Annotated in this window: 20 protein-coding genes; 14 read left to right on the forward strand and 6 right to left on the reverse strand. The window is 40.8% G+C overall.

The window, feature by feature from the left end:
- The first annotated feature begins 81 nt into the window (after positions 1–81).
- Both F0249_RS17005 and F0249_RS17010 read left to right on the forward strand, forming a co-directional pair.
- Positions 82–1287, forward strand: coding sequence for a site-specific integrase (locus tag F0249_RS17005; protein ID WP_171757277.1), 1206 nt, complete (start codon positions 82–84; stop codon positions 1285–1287).
- Positions 1284–4214: a pentapeptide repeat-containing protein gene (locus F0249_RS17010; RefSeq protein WP_171757278.1), complete on the forward strand. Its 2931-nt coding sequence runs from the start codon at positions 1284–1286 to the stop codon at positions 4212–4214. Before F0249_RS17005 ends, F0249_RS17010 begins: the two co-directional genes overlap by 4 nt.
- 1 nt (position 4215) lies before the next feature.
- Here the strand turns inward: F0249_RS17010 and F0249_RS17015 are convergent, their stop codons facing one another.
- The 3 genes from F0249_RS17015 to F0249_RS17025 form a co-directional block, all read right to left on the reverse strand.
- On the reverse strand, positions 4216–4428 hold the full coding sequence (locus F0249_RS17015) for a hypothetical protein (RefSeq protein WP_171757322.1): 213 nt from the start codon (positions 4426–4428) through the stop codon (positions 4216–4218).
- Between the two features lie 71 nt (positions 4429–4499).
- Positions 4500–4883, reverse strand: a complete 384-nt coding sequence (locus F0249_RS17020) for a hypothetical protein (protein ID WP_171757279.1) — start codon at positions 4881–4883, stop codon at positions 4500–4502.
- Positions 4880–5119, reverse strand: a complete 240-nt coding sequence (locus tag F0249_RS17025) for a hypothetical protein (protein WP_171757280.1) — start codon at positions 5117–5119, stop codon at positions 4880–4882. The genes F0249_RS17020 and F0249_RS17025 overlap by 4 nt, the downstream gene beginning before the upstream one ends.
- A 261-nt stretch (positions 5120–5380) precedes the next feature.
- On the opposite strand from F0249_RS17025, the gene F0249_RS17030 reads away from it, so the two are divergent.
- Positions 5381–5635, forward strand: a complete 255-nt coding sequence (locus F0249_RS17030) for a hypothetical protein (RefSeq protein WP_171757281.1) — start codon at positions 5381–5383, stop codon at positions 5633–5635.
- Between the two features lie 247 nt (positions 5636–5882).
- Here F0249_RS17030 and F0249_RS17035 read toward each other — a convergent pair whose 3' ends face one another.
- Positions 5883–6149, reverse strand: a complete 267-nt coding sequence (locus F0249_RS17035) for a hypothetical protein (protein ID WP_171757282.1) — start codon at positions 6147–6149, stop codon at positions 5883–5885.
- Positions 6150–6285: 136 nt separating this feature from the next.
- The gene (locus tag F0249_RS17040; RefSeq protein WP_171757283.1) at positions 6286–7002 is read right to left on the reverse strand and encodes a S24 family peptidase; all 717 of its coding nucleotides are present in this window, start codon (positions 7000–7002) and stop codon (positions 6286–6288) included.
- A 105-nt stretch (positions 7003–7107) separates the two neighbouring features.
- Here F0249_RS17040 and F0249_RS17045 point away from each other — a divergent pair, with 105 nt between their 5' ends.
- The 7 genes from F0249_RS17045 to F0249_RS17075 all read left to right on the forward strand — a co-directional run bounded on the left by F0249_RS17045 (position 7108) and on the right by F0249_RS17075 (position 10862).
- Positions 7108–7362, forward strand: a complete 255-nt coding sequence (locus F0249_RS17045; RefSeq protein WP_171757284.1) for a hypothetical protein — start codon at positions 7108–7110, stop codon at positions 7360–7362.
- A 39-nt stretch (positions 7363–7401) separates the two neighbouring features.
- Positions 7402–7950, forward strand: a complete 549-nt coding sequence (locus F0249_RS17050; protein WP_171757285.1) for a toxin YdaT family protein — start codon at positions 7402–7404, stop codon at positions 7948–7950.
- Positions 7951–8129: 179 nt separating this feature from the next.
- Positions 8130–8369 (forward strand): hypothetical protein, encoded by a 240-nt coding sequence (locus F0249_RS17055; protein ID WP_171757286.1) that lies wholly within the window; start codon positions 8130–8132, stop codon positions 8367–8369.
- Positions 8362–8982 (forward strand): HNH endonuclease signature motif containing protein, encoded by a 621-nt coding sequence (locus F0249_RS17060; RefSeq protein ID WP_171757287.1) that lies wholly within the window; start codon positions 8362–8364, stop codon positions 8980–8982. Before F0249_RS17055 ends, F0249_RS17060 begins: the two co-directional genes overlap by 8 nt.
- A complete protein-coding gene (locus F0249_RS17065; protein ID WP_171757288.1) occupies positions 8979–9857 on the forward strand; it encodes a helix-turn-helix domain-containing protein in 879 nt (292 codons plus the stop codon). Before F0249_RS17060 ends, F0249_RS17065 begins: the two co-directional genes overlap by 4 nt.
- Positions 9844–10263 (forward strand): hypothetical protein, encoded by a 420-nt coding sequence (locus tag F0249_RS17070; RefSeq protein WP_171757289.1) that lies wholly within the window; start codon positions 9844–9846, stop codon positions 10261–10263. The genes F0249_RS17065 and F0249_RS17070 overlap by 14 nt, the downstream gene beginning before the upstream one ends.
- A complete protein-coding gene (locus tag F0249_RS17075; RefSeq protein WP_171757290.1) occupies positions 10263–10862 on the forward strand; it encodes a hypothetical protein in 600 nt (199 codons plus the stop codon). The genes F0249_RS17070 and F0249_RS17075 overlap by 1 nt, the downstream gene beginning before the upstream one ends.
- 302 nt (positions 10863–11164) lie before the next feature.
- Here F0249_RS17075 and F0249_RS17080 read toward each other — a convergent pair whose 3' ends face one another.
- On the reverse strand, positions 11165–13069 hold the full coding sequence (locus F0249_RS17080; RefSeq protein ID WP_171757291.1) for a methyl-accepting chemotaxis protein: 1905 nt from the start codon (positions 13067–13069) through the stop codon (positions 11165–11167).
- 655 nt (positions 13070–13724) lie between these two features.
- On the opposite strand from F0249_RS17080, the gene F0249_RS17085 reads away from it, so the two are divergent.
- The 4 genes from F0249_RS17085 to F0249_RS17100 all read left to right on the forward strand — a co-directional run bounded on the left by F0249_RS17085 (position 13725) and on the right by F0249_RS17100 (position 15092).
- The gene (locus tag F0249_RS17085; RefSeq protein ID WP_253825338.1) at positions 13725–13982 is read left to right on the forward strand and encodes a hypothetical protein; all 258 of its coding nucleotides are present in this window, start codon (positions 13725–13727) and stop codon (positions 13980–13982) included.
- Complete coding sequence (locus tag F0249_RS17090; protein WP_171757293.1) at positions 13975–14406, forward strand: M15 family metallopeptidase; 432 nt, start codon at positions 13975–13977, stop codon at positions 14404–14406. The genes F0249_RS17085 and F0249_RS17090 overlap by 8 nt, the downstream gene beginning before the upstream one ends.
- 50 nt (positions 14407–14456) lie before the next feature.
- Complete coding sequence (locus F0249_RS17095) at positions 14457–14726, forward strand: hypothetical protein (protein ID WP_171757294.1); 270 nt, start codon at positions 14457–14459, stop codon at positions 14724–14726.
- Between the two features lie 111 nt (positions 14727–14837).
- Complete coding sequence (locus tag F0249_RS17100; protein ID WP_171757295.1) at positions 14838–15092, forward strand: hypothetical protein; 255 nt, start codon at positions 14838–14840, stop codon at positions 15090–15092.
- Positions 15093–15396 lie beyond the last annotated feature (304 nt).

A 15396-nucleotide genomic window follows, 5' to 3' on the forward strand; every position in this document is an offset into this window, starting at 1 on the left:
CTCGCCCATACTGAACAGATTTCACTTGCATTCATCGCTTGCTTGTACCAAATTTGTACCAAATATTTATGGTACAAATGAATGGCAATCACAGATGCTTGGCTAAGAGCCACACAAGGAAAGCCTTACAAAGGTAAACCAGAAATCACCCACCGCGATGGTTTGGGTGTGCGTGTGAGCCCCAAAGGAAAAATCACTTGGATATTCCGAGTTACCTACCAAAGTAAACCCATCAAAATGAAGCTTGGTGAATACCCAGCTATGAAAATGCGTGATGCCTTGCGTGAGCGCGACAAGAAAGCAGAATTGGCGATTTTAGGGGTAGACCCTCGCACTGGTATTAATCTTTCTGATAAAGCCTTACCAAGCACCATTGATGATCTCATCACGTATTGGGTAGAGAACCACGCTCAAGACAACATCAAAGGGTGGGAGTCGCTCAAAAAAATGTTTGAGACAGATATCAGCCCTTACCTTGGTCAGCACCAGGCAAAGCACTTGGAACTTGCTGACTTCATGCCTGTATTCAAAAAAGCGAAGCAAAGAGTGAGCGCGAAGCATTCTGCTAACGTAATGGCTCGCTTTAAACAGGTGCTTTCATACGCTGTTCGTCATGGCTTGCTGAAATACAACGTTCTGTCTGAAGTTAAAAAGGCTGATGTTGGTGCTCAAAGCGATACCAAGAAAGCCAAGCAGAACGAAGCCGGTGCAAAAGCTCTATGGAAAGCGGTAGATGATATCGCGGTACATGAGAGCAATAAGAACTTTCTTCGCTTAATGATGATTTTTGCCAATCGAAGTAATGAACTTCGTTTGGCCAAGAAGCGAGATTTTGATTTAGAGAATCTTGTTTGGACGGTACCAGAAGAAAACAATAAAACTCGCAAGAAGCAGGGCGGAGCAATTAGGCGAGCGATTCCGCCGTTAGCTGAAGAGATAATTCGACAGCAGTTTGCCATTTGGCCTGATTTCGAAATCATGTTTCCACCGGTGAACAAAGAAGAAGACAGACCGATGTCTGAAAACGTACCTGTCGAGTTTGGCCGCAAGCTGGCAGATGCGATAGAAGCGGCAGGGTTTCCAAGAACAACCAATCACGATATGCGCAGAACCGCTCGAAACATGTGGGAAGCCATGGGTGTTCCATTCCATGTAGCTGAAACTATGCTCGGCCATAAAGTTCACACAGGCGTACAAAGCCATTATTTAGACTATGACTATTTAGATGAGCAGAGAAAGGCTTATCAAAATTGGTCTTATAGACTTGCGAGAACAGCAGATAAATGAGCGATATAATAATTAGTAAACCGTTACCATTTTTATTAAAAGAAATTGGATTCGATTTTAAATCTACATTGATAACTATTTCAAAAGTTATTGGTGCTGGGATGATGGGCGATGTAAAAGGAGCTTATGAACATATAATCGATATGCTTGGCAGTTTTCATCAATCAAATAGCCCAGAAGAAGAAATGTGGAAGCTTATTGCAACTTCGCTCAGGACATCTCTTGTAGCAACTTCCTTAGACTATAAAGAATTATTTGCCGATCTTGATAGCGGAAATCAACTTGATGGTTTTGACTTAGAACATGAGATCAAGAAAATCGAGTGTACATTTGATGCGTCTTTTTTCTCTCATCCAGAAAAGAATCAATTTCTCAAGGAAATGAAAAACCCAGTAAAAATTTGGTTAGATTTTAATGGGTTTCATGATTATCAAACATTGGCATTCCTCAACAAGTTAGAGTCACATTTCGTTTTCTCTCTTCATCGTGAGTGGGCCGAAAATAGTGAAGCTTATAGTAATTTATCAAGTTTTTTAGTGACACCATTTACAACAGCGACATTAAAACAGCGAAAATGGGCATCGTATCAACAGGGGCTTACGATGATGTCCAAAGACAGAGTCTTTAATGAGGTCTTTTCTTTAGAGGATGTCTATGTTCCGTTACGAGGATACTATTTAGAAAAAAACGATAGTAACAAAAAAAGAGTTGTTGACATTAACTCTCACCTTATTGAGTGGTTAAATGAGTGTAATCTAAAAGACCCAATTAAACTCATTAGTGGCGGGCCGGGTTGTGGTAAGTCTTCATTAACAAAAATATTGACAGTTGATATTTCCAGAAATCGATACTGGAATGTATTACATGTTCCTCTTCACCATTTCGATCTTCAAGATGACTTATTGGCATCTATTGCAAAGTATACATTACAAAATCCAAATATTGGCTTTGATGCAATTGATGTTAATTCAGGCTTTGATAGGCTTGTATTAATATTTGACGGTCTTGATGAGCTATCTATGCAAGGGAAAGCAGCTAGTGAAACTGCTTTAAGGTTTGTTGATGAGCTAGCTAGGATATTATATAGAGTTAATAGCCAAAACCGATCTTGGCAAGCAATTGTAACTGGTCGGGATATATCTATACAAAGTAGTGAGGTAATACTAAAAAATGAGGGTCAAATTTTACATGTGTTACCGTATTTTGTAAACAATCATGAGCGCTATATTTATATAGATCCTGATCAATTACTCTTAACCGATCAGAGGGATGTTTGGTGGAAGAAGTTTGGATTAGCTACTGGAAGACAGTATAAGTCATTTCCATCTGAACTTAATAACAATAATTTAGAACCAATAACTAAAGAACCATTACTTAATTATTTAGTGTCATTCTCATTTGTTAGAGGGAATCTTAATATATCCAAAAATGTTAGCTTAAATAAAATATATGAAGAACTTCTAAGTCAGGTACATTCTAGAAACTATGAAAATCGTTGTCATATAAATACCAATCACTTGTCACGTGAAGAGTTTATTGAAATTCTTGAAGAAATTGCAATCACAGTCTGGAAAGGTAAAAATGGAAGAACAGCTACCGAGCATGAGATATATACTGGCTGTGTAAATAATGGTTTAGCTACTCACTTACAACGTTTTTCTGAGGGTGCAGAAAAAGGAGTTGTGAGGTTGTTAACGGCGTTTTACTTTAGACAATTTGGATCGAATAGCATTGGTGATAGAACCTTTGAATTTACTCATAAATCCTTTGGGGAATATCTTGCAGCAAGGAGGATTTTAGAAGAAGTAAAATATCTTTCGGCACAACTTGAATTTAGGAAGAAGTCTAGAAAACAGGGTATTGATCTGGATATGGCACTTATAAAGTGGCTGGAAATGTTTGGTTCAACGCGTATTGATAAGTATGTTGGTGTTTTTTTCGAAACAGAATTAAAGAACTATTCAGTTAAAGAAGTATTGTTATGGCAGGTTAGTTTATCTACGCTACTGAACGTAGTAATGGTTGATGGGTTACCAGTTGAAAAAGCAGATTTCGGTATATTCTCTAAAATGCTGAATGCTTATAAATATTCGTTAGAGTCATTGTTTTTTATTTATAATTCATGTGCCTCATATACAAAAAAGATAGAAGAACTAAAGTTACCTAACGCTATAGCATTAGGTGAATGTATCAACGTGATTAGAGATTACGGAAGTACTCCATCATTGATAGCTAATTCCTTAGGAGGGTTATTATTATCGGAACAAAATCTTAGTCGATTTGATCTAAATGATTTTAGGTTCGAGTTGGGGCATTTTTTAAATGTTAATTTATTCGAAAGTAATATGAGGGGCGCAAGCTTTTCTAATCACATACTTGATAGATGTGATTGTAGTTATACAAAGTTTAATAATACGGTTCTCTATAAGTCTAAATTCACTAGAACAGTTTTTGAAAAATCATCTGGTTGCAATTGTAGGGCTGAATATTCGGATTTTTTTAAATGTAAATTTGGCGTGGCTAAAATGGAACGTAGTAAGTTTGATGATTGTAATTTTACATCCACAAGATTTCCAGATGCTTCATTTAGATTTAGTGATTTTTTTAAGGTAACATTTAAGGATTGCCAATTTTTAAATGTGAATTTCTCTGATTGTATTTTTATAAAAACCATATTTGATGGAATGAATTTATCCATTGTTGACTTCTCCAATGCGAGACTAAAAAATGTAACTTTTATTGATATAAAAAAATCAAAGTTCAACTTTGAAGGAGCAACATTAGATAACGTAAAATTTATTCGGGTTAATATAAATCCGGAAGAACTTCGCTCCCAAGCGAAAAAATGCTCGGGAGTTGAGATTCAGCTTCGTGAGGAAATTGAAGACTCAATTTACGATGAAGATACAGGTATTATTACTTGGTAACTCACACCATCCCACGCTCTTGCGCCCATGCCAAAAACTCTTTGTATGGGCGCTTGCCTTTCATACCTTTGACAGCTTTTGGGAAGCCAAGTTGTTGAGTCCAGCGCCAAAGGGTAGGTTGGCTGATATCTAACACTTCACGAACTTCCTTATCGCTAATGAACAAACGTGGGATCTGATGTTGAGTGGCAATAGATTTAGATTCCATTTTAATTTCCTTTTTTAGCTGAACTTTTCATATAAAAAACATAAAACACGACACAAATAACGGCATAAGTAACGACACTAATCATTAGGCACTTCCTTTGCTGGTGGAATTAATCTCATCCTGTTTGTGGTGTGCCAACACATGGCATCACCTTTAAATAAGCCGCCTTCACGTAACTTGGCACAACCTTGTGGGAGTTGTTCGCCACACTTACCGCAACAGCCGAGTTCTTCTTCAATCACTGGTAACTCAGCATGAACACGGTGAATCAGTGATTGCAAAGCTTCAACGTGAGCATAAGGCTTAGATGGATAGCCAAAGAACTGGCAAATCTCATTGAGCTTTTCCTGTTCACACTCTGGTAGAGACACTCGAATATCAGAAGCGCCCGATTGTTTACGCTTATCACGTAAGCGCTGTGCTCGAACGGCTGCGAGTTTCTTTTTCCGTTCTTTACTCATTTTGAAACCTTACGCTTTGCTTTTGTTGTTTTGACAGGTGCAAGCAATTGGCGTGCTCGTGTTAAGCTTTCATCAAATACCTTTCCGCGAGCGAATCGAGCATTAGAACGGTAGAAGTTGATTGCGTGCTCTACGGCCTTACTGATTTCAAATGGTTTGTAGCCGTCATCTTCCAATTTAAGAGTTATATGTTTACCGATGAAAGCTTCTTGGCTTGTTTTAAATAATGTACTCATTGCGTTACCTTTTATTTGGGGTGATTCCCCACAATCAGCCTAAGTACTTGAAATTGGTGGTCAGCCAGTTATATACTGATTGCGAGTTCTTGGTTTATCTAAGTCTCATTGCACAAAGTAAGCCCTTATCGGTTTGGTCACTGATAGGGGTTTTCTCTTTTTAAAGCCCTCACAAATCAGAGCTTTAAAAAAAGCCCGAGATATTTACTCACGCTCGGTCGTGGTATCCTTATTTATGTTAACTACTCAAAGGATATAACTATGCTTGGTCAAATTGTGTACCTTAATGAGCACCATGGAATGTTCGCTGTTCAACTTGAAAGTGGCTTATTTACTATTTGTGAACACCTAGACACTTGTGATTTACAGAAAGGACAGCAAGTTAAAGGGCCTTTTGATTCAGTTGGCAGCGAAACGATTTACAACATCGACCTTCAGGAGCCAGTTGAAGTTTGCATTCAGTGGTCTGAACTAAATCGTCGTGATGCTCAAAAAGCTCTTTCTCGATTTTCGTAATATGTGAAATTTGTGTATCTAATGCATTCACTGCTCCTTTACGAAATTGCGGGTGCATTTGTTGGTTCGCGCTCAACTCTTCGTCGTATGGATACCGTAAAGGGCAAAATGAACAACGTATCAACTCCGCATTTTTCTTTAATTCCCTTAAAACGGTTCTAATATCGTTTTGGCATTCACTACTCATAACACTTCCTCAAAAGCAGGAGGGTGGTCAGCCCTCAATAAAGTCTCATTGCACAAAGTTCTAGTTGAACTGAATAACGTTTAACTTACTGCTCAATTGCTCAGAAAGAGCGTTGAACTGGTGGATGATCGCTAAGCTCTCACTGCCAACGTTTATTTCTAAACCTTCACACTGATTACTGAGTTGAATGAGCTGCTTTAGCTCGTCGTAAAACGGGTCTGACTTCGGTGTGTTCGCAAGGAAGTGCTCGAAACTTGCCTTATGTAACTGAATGGCTTTTGAGCCTTCTAGTGTTTTGCTGATAGATTCTATGGATAACAAACTCATTTAGATTCTCCTTAAACTTAACTTGCAGTTACGATAACTAAAAGTTAACTATGATGTCAATAACTTTTGGTTAAGTTTATAGGCAAAAAAATAGCCCGCATAATGCGAGCTACTAAATTCTTCAGATGAAAACTAGTTAAAGATTCATAATTACTTGTTTTACATAACCAACAATACGGCAGTTTCCATTGATTGGAATCGGGTCATATTTTGGATTTAAAGGAACTAAGAAACGATGAGGGCCATCAATTTCTAACTTCTTGATCGTCGCCTCTGGTGCATCATTGAGTGTAGCGACAACAATCTTACCGTTATCTGGACAGCTACAAGGTTCGACAACAACGATTGAACCTGCGGGGATTGATGGTGCCCCATGAGGATTAGTCATTGAATTACCAGTTACTCTCAATGCAAATGCTTGATCTGATGTGTTTGCTGAAACGGTTTGCCATTCAAACTCTGTATCTTGATCAACAACAATCCTTTTCCAATCACCAGCCTGAACCTGGCTTAAAATAGGAATGGCTTTTAAGTTCTGTGAATCTAGGAACTGAGAGTTAGGGATTTGTTTATTTTTGATTTTCCCCCAGAACTCTTTATCACTGTTTGTATCTCTTAGCTCAATTTCATCGCTGTCTAATAAGCTCTCCACAGTTGTTCCAAGTAGAGATGCAATGTCAGAGAGTTTTTTTGTGTTTGGGATTGATTCGCCCACCAACCATTTTCTAACGCCAACTAAAGAGATGTCGAATGGTAGGTGCTTCTGTAGATAGGTAGCTCTTCCGCGTATAGGAATTCCAGCTAAATCACAGGCTTTGTTTAATCTGTCGGTAAACAGTAATTGACGATCCATGTGTTTTAATTCTCAAGTTAACCAATGGTTATTATATCTTGGTTGACACTTAACTATCACTTAATGTTTAATGTGCTTAACTTTTGGTTAAGTAATGAGGTCGAAATGAAACCAAACATAGTTAAGAAAATCCTGAGTCAGTACTTCAAAGGTAATTACCAAGCAATGGGGGAATTATTTGGAGTTACCTCTCAAGCTGTTCGTAAGTGGGAGTTAGTGGGGGAGTTTCCCGCTAAAAATGGCAGAACTCAGCAAGCTCATGAACTAACAAATTTGAGCCACAGGGTACTTACACCATCAGCGTTTAAATCTCCTAACGACTTTAAAACAAGATTAGCAGTTTTTTTGAAAGCTGCTTGATCACCCACATTCTGGATAAATAACCAGTAAGGAAAAAACATGCAACCCAGTTTAAAGAGCGTTATGCATAACGCTGTTGTCGCTTGGCGGAGCGACGCAAACAAAGAGCAAATCGCAGAATACATTGCTCGGCATTATCACAAGATGAAGATTTTCGACGAGGAAGATTGCCAACAAGAGCACATTCTTAAAGTGCCTTCAGCCGCGAACAACTTCAACAACACTCAAAACCTGTTTCGCTATGTGAGCCGAACAAGCATCGAGGCCAAAGCCAACATCATGGATCTGTTGCCTGCCATTATCGCAGCAATGCCAAAGGCGAGGGCAACGGCAGCACTCAACCAGTTTTTGAATCCACTTGGGTTTTCTGTCGCGGCGATTGGAGCAAGCAACACCATGGCGAACCGCGATCAACTTCTTGCCGATTTCAGCAAAGAATCATCTGAAGCCTTTCGTTCTGTGCTGTTACTCAGTGAGTACGCAACACAAGACCAATTACGAGCGGCTTACAAAGAAGTGCAAGAGAGCGAAGGTGCTCACGAACCGTTAATGAATTACCTCGAAACTCTAATTTCGCAAAAAGGCTGACCACCTATGAACTTGCGAACGTTAGTGAAATTTTATGGAGAACTTTGTGCAATGAGTCTTTCTTATCAAAACTACTGCGGCCAAATGATTTTGGTCGCCAACAATGGACACTGTCGCTTTGTCGTTTCTCGTAATAAAGCGAATCAAATTCTTAAAACAATGAAGGCGAGGGCGGCTAGATGAAAAACCAACTGCTTGATCTAAATAACCACCTATTCGCTCAAATGGAACGTTTAGGTGATGAAAACCTATGCGACCAAAAGTTGAAAGTAGAGATCAATCGTGGAAAAGCGATCGCGGCGGTTTCAAAGCAAATTGTCGACAATGCCAGGCTTGCGCTTGATGCCCAAAAATTCAGAACTGAGTACGCAGGAAGAACAGAGCTACCTGAAATGATTGGAGGAAAACCTCATGCCTAGAGGGCAAAGCCATTCATACAGCGAAGAAGAGAAAGCCTTCATCAAAACCAATAGTTTGTTGCCTAGAAAGGATCTTACCGAAATGTTTAATCAACGGTTTGGTATGGAGTTAAAGGTTTCTGCTATGTCGTCATTCTGTAAGCGGCACGGCTGGCTAACGGGGCGTGATGGCAAGCTTGATAAAGGCAATCAACCTTGGAATACAGGGACAAAAGGCGTGTGTAAGCCAAACTCAGGCAGTTTTCGAAAAGGAAGTAAGCCACCGAATCACAAACCATTAGGGCATGAGCGTATCTGTTCTAAGGATGGTTTCATACTGATTAAAGTCGCAGAACCAGACCCTTATACAGAGGCGAAAACTCGGTATCGATACAAACATCATGTTATTTGGGAACAGCATCATGGTGCTATTCCTGCCAAGCATGTGATCCGATTCATCGATGGCGACCCACTAAATTGTGTGATTGAAAATCTCATCTGTGTGACGAAGTTCGTCAACATGAGGATGAATCAGAATCGTGTAAATGATCTGCCAGTAGAGCTACGGCCAACCGCACATGCGATAGCTGAGCTTGAAGTATCGTTATTTGAAAAGGCGAGGGTAAGCCTATGAGTATGATGCTAATGGCAAAGGCGATGAGTATCAAAGTCGGTAACCCAACAAGAAAGTTAGTGCTGCTTAAACTTGCGGATAATGCGAACGACAATGGTAAGTGTTGGCCGTCTTATGATCACATTGCTGAAATGTGCGAAATAGACCGCCGAACCGCCATGCGACACATCAAAGCGTTGTCTGAAACGGGCTTAGTCACTTTGACCTATCGTAAGGGTGAAAAGGGCAACTCTAGCAACATTTATCACCTTCATTTAGATGGTGACAATTTGTCACCCCCTAGTGACACACGATCACTAGGGGTGGTGGCAGAGGATCACCAACCTGGTGATCCTGTGTCACCCAGAACCAGTCATAGAACCAGTCAATTAGAACCTATAAAAAATAAACAAAAAGATGTTGCTGAAATTGAACATTGCTTCGAGCGATTATGGGTTGAGTTTCCAACGAAGAAATCTAAGAAAAATTCTTTAGCGAAATTTAAGAGTGTGGCTCAAGCGAGAAATGAGCCGGTGGATGAATTTACCAACATGCTCTGCACGGATGTAAGAACTCGGCTTACTAACCGCCAATTCGGTTTCGATAAACTGCACCTAACGACTTACTTGAACCAAGAACGCTGGAATGACGAACATGAAAACAATCAATCAAACCACGCTAAGCCAAGCCTTCAGCCAAACCGATACGAACAACACAACGCAGATTTGCTCGCACGATACGGTCACACTGCCGCACCAAGTGGGCAATCAGGTGATCCAGTTGAGCGTGGAGGATTGGGTTCAAATCAAGTTTGTGGAAGCCTACGGGGCGAAGTGGCCACACAAGGAACTACCATCGACTTGGATTCAAGCGATTACCACAATGTCGGCCAGTGAGATCCGTCGAGCAGTAGGCCAAGCGTTGTTGGAAGGGGATGCATGGCCTCCAAGCTTGCCAGAGTTTGTATCGATGGGCCGCAAAGACCTGGTAGATGTGGATGAAGCGTTTGCCAGAATGATTCGAGGTAAGCCGCAAGGTGATATCGAATACTGGACAGCGCAAGAGGTTGGGTTTTTATGTCGAAGTTATTTGAGTGAACGTGATGCAAGAACCAAGCATCGCAAGGCGTTGAAGAAGTACGCCCAGAAAGCCAAGGCGGGTTCGTTACCTGCGAGAAATACCAAGCGTTTGCAAGACAGATCAAACGTGAAACCAATTAGTGATATTCAAAGACCAAGACCAGAGCAATTTGAACAAAGCTCTGTGTTCGCAAGGGTAGCAACAATGGGAGCAAGGGCGTAATGCGAATAGAAAAACTGCTGGCGAAATTCAATGTTAAAGGGATCAACTATGAACCGTCACTTGGTGGCAAGGCGTTGCTGTCATTGGATGAACAGCTCGCTCTTGTCGGTTTAGCCTGGAAAGATTCGCCAGTGGGTTTTCTGGTGCTGTTCGTTGAAATCTTGCACGACAAACCTGCCTTGCATAATTTGTACAAAGCGACTTTGGTTGAAGCCAACACGCTAATGGAAAAGTGGCGCGGCCCATACCCAGAAAAGGCACTAGAAGCTTTGGTGGCAACAGCCATTGCAGAAGCGACTCAGCAGTTCGGCCAAGTTTGCCCCGAGTGTAATGGCAGCGGTAAATACATTGCCAAGAACCGAGCAAGAAGAACCTGCCCATGCTGCGACGGTGGCCGTATCGGTTGGACCCAAGAAACCCGCTTTGCTTTCTTCTGCCAAACCTTACCCGTTACTTTCTCACGCTTTAAGAAGTACGAATCGATCTTAGGCAAGTTGGTTAAGTGGTTAGCGGATAAACGCAATGGAGCTGCATTGGCGTTGCAGGGGCGGTTTGAGAAAGAAGAGAGTATGGCAAAAGTATTAGAAGTTGAAGTTTAAGGAAAAGAAAACCTATTTCGTTGGAGTCGTGGAGCTTGATTATTATTTCTCGATTTGTCTGTGTAATAGAGTTATTGCTACAAGTAATGACTAACCAAAGGCAATGGGCAGCATGTGGTAGATGTTGTTAACCATAATGTGCTTACTGGAATTGTAAAAACAAGTCGAGGTGAGTTATGTTGATTTTTTACGATTACGCATTTTCTGATAAATAAGTGAGTGATAAATATGCTAGCTCATCACTCACTTATTGACAGGTTTATTGTTCCCATGACGCCTTTAAATAAAGACTAGTAAGGATTTTACTTAAGTTTGAATTTACTCACTATTTGAGTGAGTTGTGCATTTATGCTGGAAATGCTTTCAGTTTGTTGTGAAGTTTCTCGCCCATTAACGCTAAGTTGGCTCACCATGTCATTGATGGATGCCATGTTACGGCTTACTTCTTGTGTCACGCTACTTTGCTCTTCTGCTGCTGTTGCAATTTGAGTACTCAAATCATGTATTTCAGATATATGGTGACTCAATCCATTAATACGTTGCCCGACAAGCTCTGTACTTTCAGCTGTTATATTACAAGTGTTCTTCGTAGCATTCATAGAATTGGTGACGGATTGGCTACCACTAATTAAACTATCTAGAGCTTTTTCTATTTCACCAGTACTGATTTGCGTGCGACTTGCCAGTGCTCGAACTTCATCCGCCACAACAGCAAAACCTCTGCCTTGCTCTCCAGCCCTAGCGGCTTCAATTGCAGCATTCAGTGCCAATAGATTGGTTTGTTCAGCTATACCACCAATGACACTTAAAATGGAATTAATGCCTTTGGTCTCTTCGCTCATTGCTTGAATATTATTGGCTGTTTCATCTACCTCTCCTACTAAAGAGGATACACTTGATTGAGCATTATTAACGACTTCTAAAGATTCACCACTCATCGTTGTTGCTTCTGAAGTATATTGTGCCGTTTCTGCTGCGTTGTGAGCCACGGACTCGGCTGTTGAATTCATTTCCTCAATAGCTGTCACGATTTGTTCTGTTTCTACAACATGTTGGGAAAGTATTTGTTCATTGTTCTGAGTCTGGGTTGTCAATGCCTTAACATCACTTTGAAGCATGATCGTGGAAGACTCAATATCCAACATCATGGATTGTAAGCTTGCAATAAAAGTATTGACCCCTTTGGCTATCTGCCCTAAATCATCATTAGAATTAACCGCAAGACGTTGTGTTAAATCACCATCGCCACTGGATAGGCTCTGAATGGTGGTTTTAAGTGCTAGAATAGGGCGATATAAATAATTCAGGATAAGTAATGTTAAAAAAGTACATATAACTAAGTATACGCCTGTTGATATGAAAGCAGTTCGTTTTGCTTCTTCAATTGTTGCAAAAACGACACTTTTATCTAAGGAGATTAACAAATACCAGCTTTTATCTCCAAGTTTTATGCGCTTAGAAAAAAGTACTTTATCTGCCCCTTTCAATTCATAGTCAACCACAGCTGAGGTTTTACCGACCACGGCACTAGCTACATCCCTTAACGATGGATAATCCACCAATTTATCACCACTTTTAATCGTATTCGATGTACTGGCTAACGCAGTCGTGTCGTTTGTCATTAGCATAGCCATTGCACCTGACATATTAATTCCTTTAACTGTATTATCTAGCACTGCTAAAGATACATCGGCTAACACGACACCTGATCCAAATGTTTGAGCGATACTAACTATCTGTTCGCCTGTCGTGGCATCATTATAGACATCAGTATAAGTAAGTTGCCCTGAGCTTTGTGCATCTCTATACCAGGGTCTTACACGAGGATCATAAGAAGGGGGGTTTTTATGATCAATCCAGTTATCATAAGAAACGGAACTGTATGCATCGCCATTTTCTAAACCAATCATCATATTTACAACATCAGCGGAGAGACCACTAATACGCATTCGCTCGGCATGGGAGTCTGAATAGTTATAGTTTTTATAATCGTTAGCTAGGTTACGAACAGCGGTAGCTTTACTTGCCATAAAATCACTGACTCGCTTGGCCTCAACTTCAACGCGCTGACTGGTCGCTTGATAAAGGGTTTTTTGAAGCGCATCACGTTCATTGACAAATGATAAGTAGTTTGCTGTTCCAACTGAAATAGCAACAAGAATGGAGATAGAAGCCAATAAAGCTCCCTTAAAACTGAGTTTTACCATAAAAAAGCCTATATTTATCTGACGGGCATGATTACGTTATTTAGTAAATAAACGAATTTCATCTAGTGTTGTTTTTCCGTTGAATCTTGCCCATTTGAGTTAGAAAACGAATGTATTGCTTGGTTGTTAATTATTTAATTTGATGGGCGTGGGATGTAGAGCCTGTGACTGTGACCGTAATGTAGATATAGAACAGCCCCCATAACCTTTTCTCCGATAACATTGGTTTAAATTTCTGATTTAATAATTATTAGTCTTTTCCATATGCATCAAATTTGTATGGATATATTTTAATATATATTTTGATACAAATATATATTTTATAAATAAGTGTGCATAAATAAAACAATACGAACTGGTTGTTTATTGAACACTTGATGCAAGGCAACAGAAGTGAGCTATCTATTGAGAGGCGTTTAAATATTACATAAGCCATACGATGTTAATTAACCAAAAACCGCAGGCACAGAGCAAGTGACCCGCAACGTAATAAAAAGTACTTCTAACTGCTTGATGTTTTCTTTCTAAGGGAGCATAATTGCCACATTAGAAAACCTCGCCCACTCGGCGGGGTTTTTTCGTTTCTACCGTTTATAACTGACAAAGCACCCCTTTCCATAGCGAATGTCGGGTGCTTTTTTGTATGGGGAAGATCATGCCGCTAGCACGTATAGAAGAGTGGAAAGGGCGAATCATTGCTTATTTCGGTGGCGGCGGAATTGCGGCCTATAGCGACCAAGTAGCAGCTAAAGCACAAGAAGCCGCTCACGTAGCGACAAATCAAGAAATATTCACCGCGCAACTTTTTTCTGGGGTGGGGCTTTTGTTTGTTGGCTGCCGTTTAATCTTCGACATTGTTGTGTTCATCGACAAATGCCGACAGCGAAGAAAGGAGAAAAAAGCACATGGCTAATTACTATCTAGGAAAACGCAGCCTTACACGCTTACATAAGTTAAAACCTCGAATGGCCGCATGCGTTGCTCTCGCCATTACCTTTCTTGAAGATGTTGACCTTTCGGTGAATGAAACGGTACGAACCGTTGAGCGCCAGCATAAGCTTTATTACGGCAGCCCTAAAAAAACATGGACGCTGAATAGTAAGCACCTAATCCAAGACGACGGATTTGGTTACGCGGTGGATCTGGTTCCATTACTTCACGGGAAAGTTGCATGGGATAAATGCCCATTGATAGCTGAAGCCATGTTCAAAGCCGCAGCAATCATTGGTATTCGAATTCGATGGGGTGGGGACTGGAACCAAAACGGCTCAAGCAAAGATGAACATCAACGGGGAAGTTACGACGGCCCTCACTTCGAGTACTTAGGTACTTTATAAGAATCTTATAACCAGCAGCCAAAGGGCTGCTTTTTTAATGGAGGTGATCTGTGAAGCAGATATACCAAATTGTACTCACAACCTGTGCCTTATTATTTACATCGGTAACTTTTGCCGCAACTGGAACCACTGTAGATCCAAACGTTCCAGATTGGTTTTACGCTGCAGTCGGTATAGCAACCACCGTGGCGACATCCATCGCTCATGTGGATGCGCAAGTCAGTGAAGAGTTTAAACGTTCATGGCCTTGGTGGTTTCGTTGGCTTTGGAACCGAGCAGCAGGCAACTATAAGCGCTCTAAAAATGTTGACGGTGCGTAGTGATGAGCTGGCTCAAAGCTCTTCCTATGGTTGGCAAGCTTATTATTGCTGTGTCCAATGCTTGGGATCGGCACCAAAAACGCCAACAACTCAAACTGCAGGAGCAAAAGTATGATGCTATCAAGCAAGATGTTAAAAGCAGCCATAGTCAGCGGTTTGGTCCTAGTTCTGGGAGGGTGCCAAATTCTAACTGCAAAACCAACAAGCATTAATTCGTTTGGTTGCATGCCAATTGCTCCAAGCTTGGAATGGTACGAGCATGAAGGTGGCGGGATTTATTACCCAGAGCGCTCAGTAGAGAATTTGATGATCTACATCGAGCAACTTAACGACTGCATCAATTATTACCAAACCAACCCTGGTTAGCTTGTTATCACTTAACTGGGTTTTACAGAGGACTTTGCTATAGAGCCCTCGATAAAACCAACAAATCAAACACCACCAAGAGCAAAACACTAAACATGCAACCTATTGGCATAGTGCTTACGGTGGTGACCTATTCCTCATAGCGTCGGTTCCTCGCTGTCTCACTTGTTAGCCGTGATCATGTTCAGCTCGCTGCTGAAACTCCTTACATGTTAGCGCAAGTGATGATTCAAAAAGGAACAAGCAAAGTTTGAGAGAACTTCATTAATGGCAACGTCAACCTAATGCGAAGAAGGGCGTGACA

The sequence above is a fragment of the Vibrio sp. 03-59-1 genome (genome assembly GCF_013114135.1).
GTDB classification, from domain to species: Bacteria; Pseudomonadota; Gammaproteobacteria; order Enterobacterales; family Vibrionaceae; genus Vibrio; species Vibrio cortegadensis.

Bases quoted from the DNA above. Each gene is read 5' to 3' on its own strand.
- F0249_RS17080 (WP_171757291.1), bottom strand. From the start codon at position 13,069: ATGGTAAAACTCAGTTTTAAGGGAGCTTTATTGGCTTCTATCTCCATT.
- F0249_RS17045 (WP_171757284.1), top strand. From the start codon at position 7,108: ATGAAACCAAACATAGTTAAGAAAATCCTGAGTCAGTACTTCAAAGGT.
- F0249_RS17070 (WP_171757289.1), top strand. From the start codon at position 9,844: ATGTCGGCCAGTGAGATCCGTCGAGCAGTAGGCCAAGCGTTGTTGGAA.
- F0249_RS17020 (WP_171757279.1), bottom strand. From the start codon at position 4,883: ATGAGTAAAGAACGGAAAAAGAAACTCGCAGCCGTTCGAGCACAGCGC.
- F0249_RS17100 (WP_171757295.1), top strand. From the start codon at position 14,838: ATGATGCTATCAAGCAAGATGTTAAAAGCAGCCATAGTCAGCGGTTTG.
- F0249_RS17050 (WP_171757285.1), top strand. From the start codon at position 7,402: ATGCAACCCAGTTTAAAGAGCGTTATGCATAACGCTGTTGTCGCTTGG.
- F0249_RS17085 (WP_253825338.1), top strand. From the start codon at position 13,725: ATGCCGCTAGCACGTATAGAAGAGTGGAAAGGGCGAATCATTGCTTAT.
- F0249_RS17025 (WP_171757280.1), bottom strand. From the start codon at position 5,119: ATGAGTACATTATTTAAAACAAGCCAAGAAGCTTTCATCGGTAAACAT.
- F0249_RS17030 (WP_171757281.1), top strand. From the start codon at position 5,381: ATGCTTGGTCAAATTGTGTACCTTAATGAGCACCATGGAATGTTCGCT.
- F0249_RS17090 (WP_171757293.1), top strand. From the start codon at position 13,975: ATGGCTAATTACTATCTAGGAAAACGCAGCCTTACACGCTTACATAAG.
- F0249_RS17005 (WP_171757277.1), top strand. From the start codon at position 82: ATGGCAATCACAGATGCTTGGCTAAGAGCCACACAAGGAAAGCCTTAC.
- F0249_RS17055 (WP_171757286.1), top strand. From the start codon at position 8,130: ATGAAAAACCAACTGCTTGATCTAAATAACCACCTATTCGCTCAAATG.
- F0249_RS17040 (WP_171757283.1), bottom strand. From the start codon at position 7,002: ATGGATCGTCAATTACTGTTTACCGACAGATTAAACAAAGCCTGTGAT.
- F0249_RS17060 (WP_171757287.1), top strand. From the start codon at position 8,362: ATGCCTAGAGGGCAAAGCCATTCATACAGCGAAGAAGAGAAAGCCTTC.
- F0249_RS17010 (WP_171757278.1), top strand. From the start codon at position 1,284: ATGAGCGATATAATAATTAGTAAACCGTTACCATTTTTATTAAAAGAA.
- F0249_RS17075 (WP_171757290.1), top strand. From the start codon at position 10,263: ATGCGAATAGAAAAACTGCTGGCGAAATTCAATGTTAAAGGGATCAAC.
- F0249_RS17065 (WP_171757288.1), top strand. From the start codon at position 8,979: ATGAGTATGATGCTAATGGCAAAGGCGATGAGTATCAAAGTCGGTAAC.
- F0249_RS17035 (WP_171757282.1), bottom strand. From the start codon at position 6,149: ATGAGTTTGTTATCCATAGAATCTATCAGCAAAACACTAGAAGGCTCA.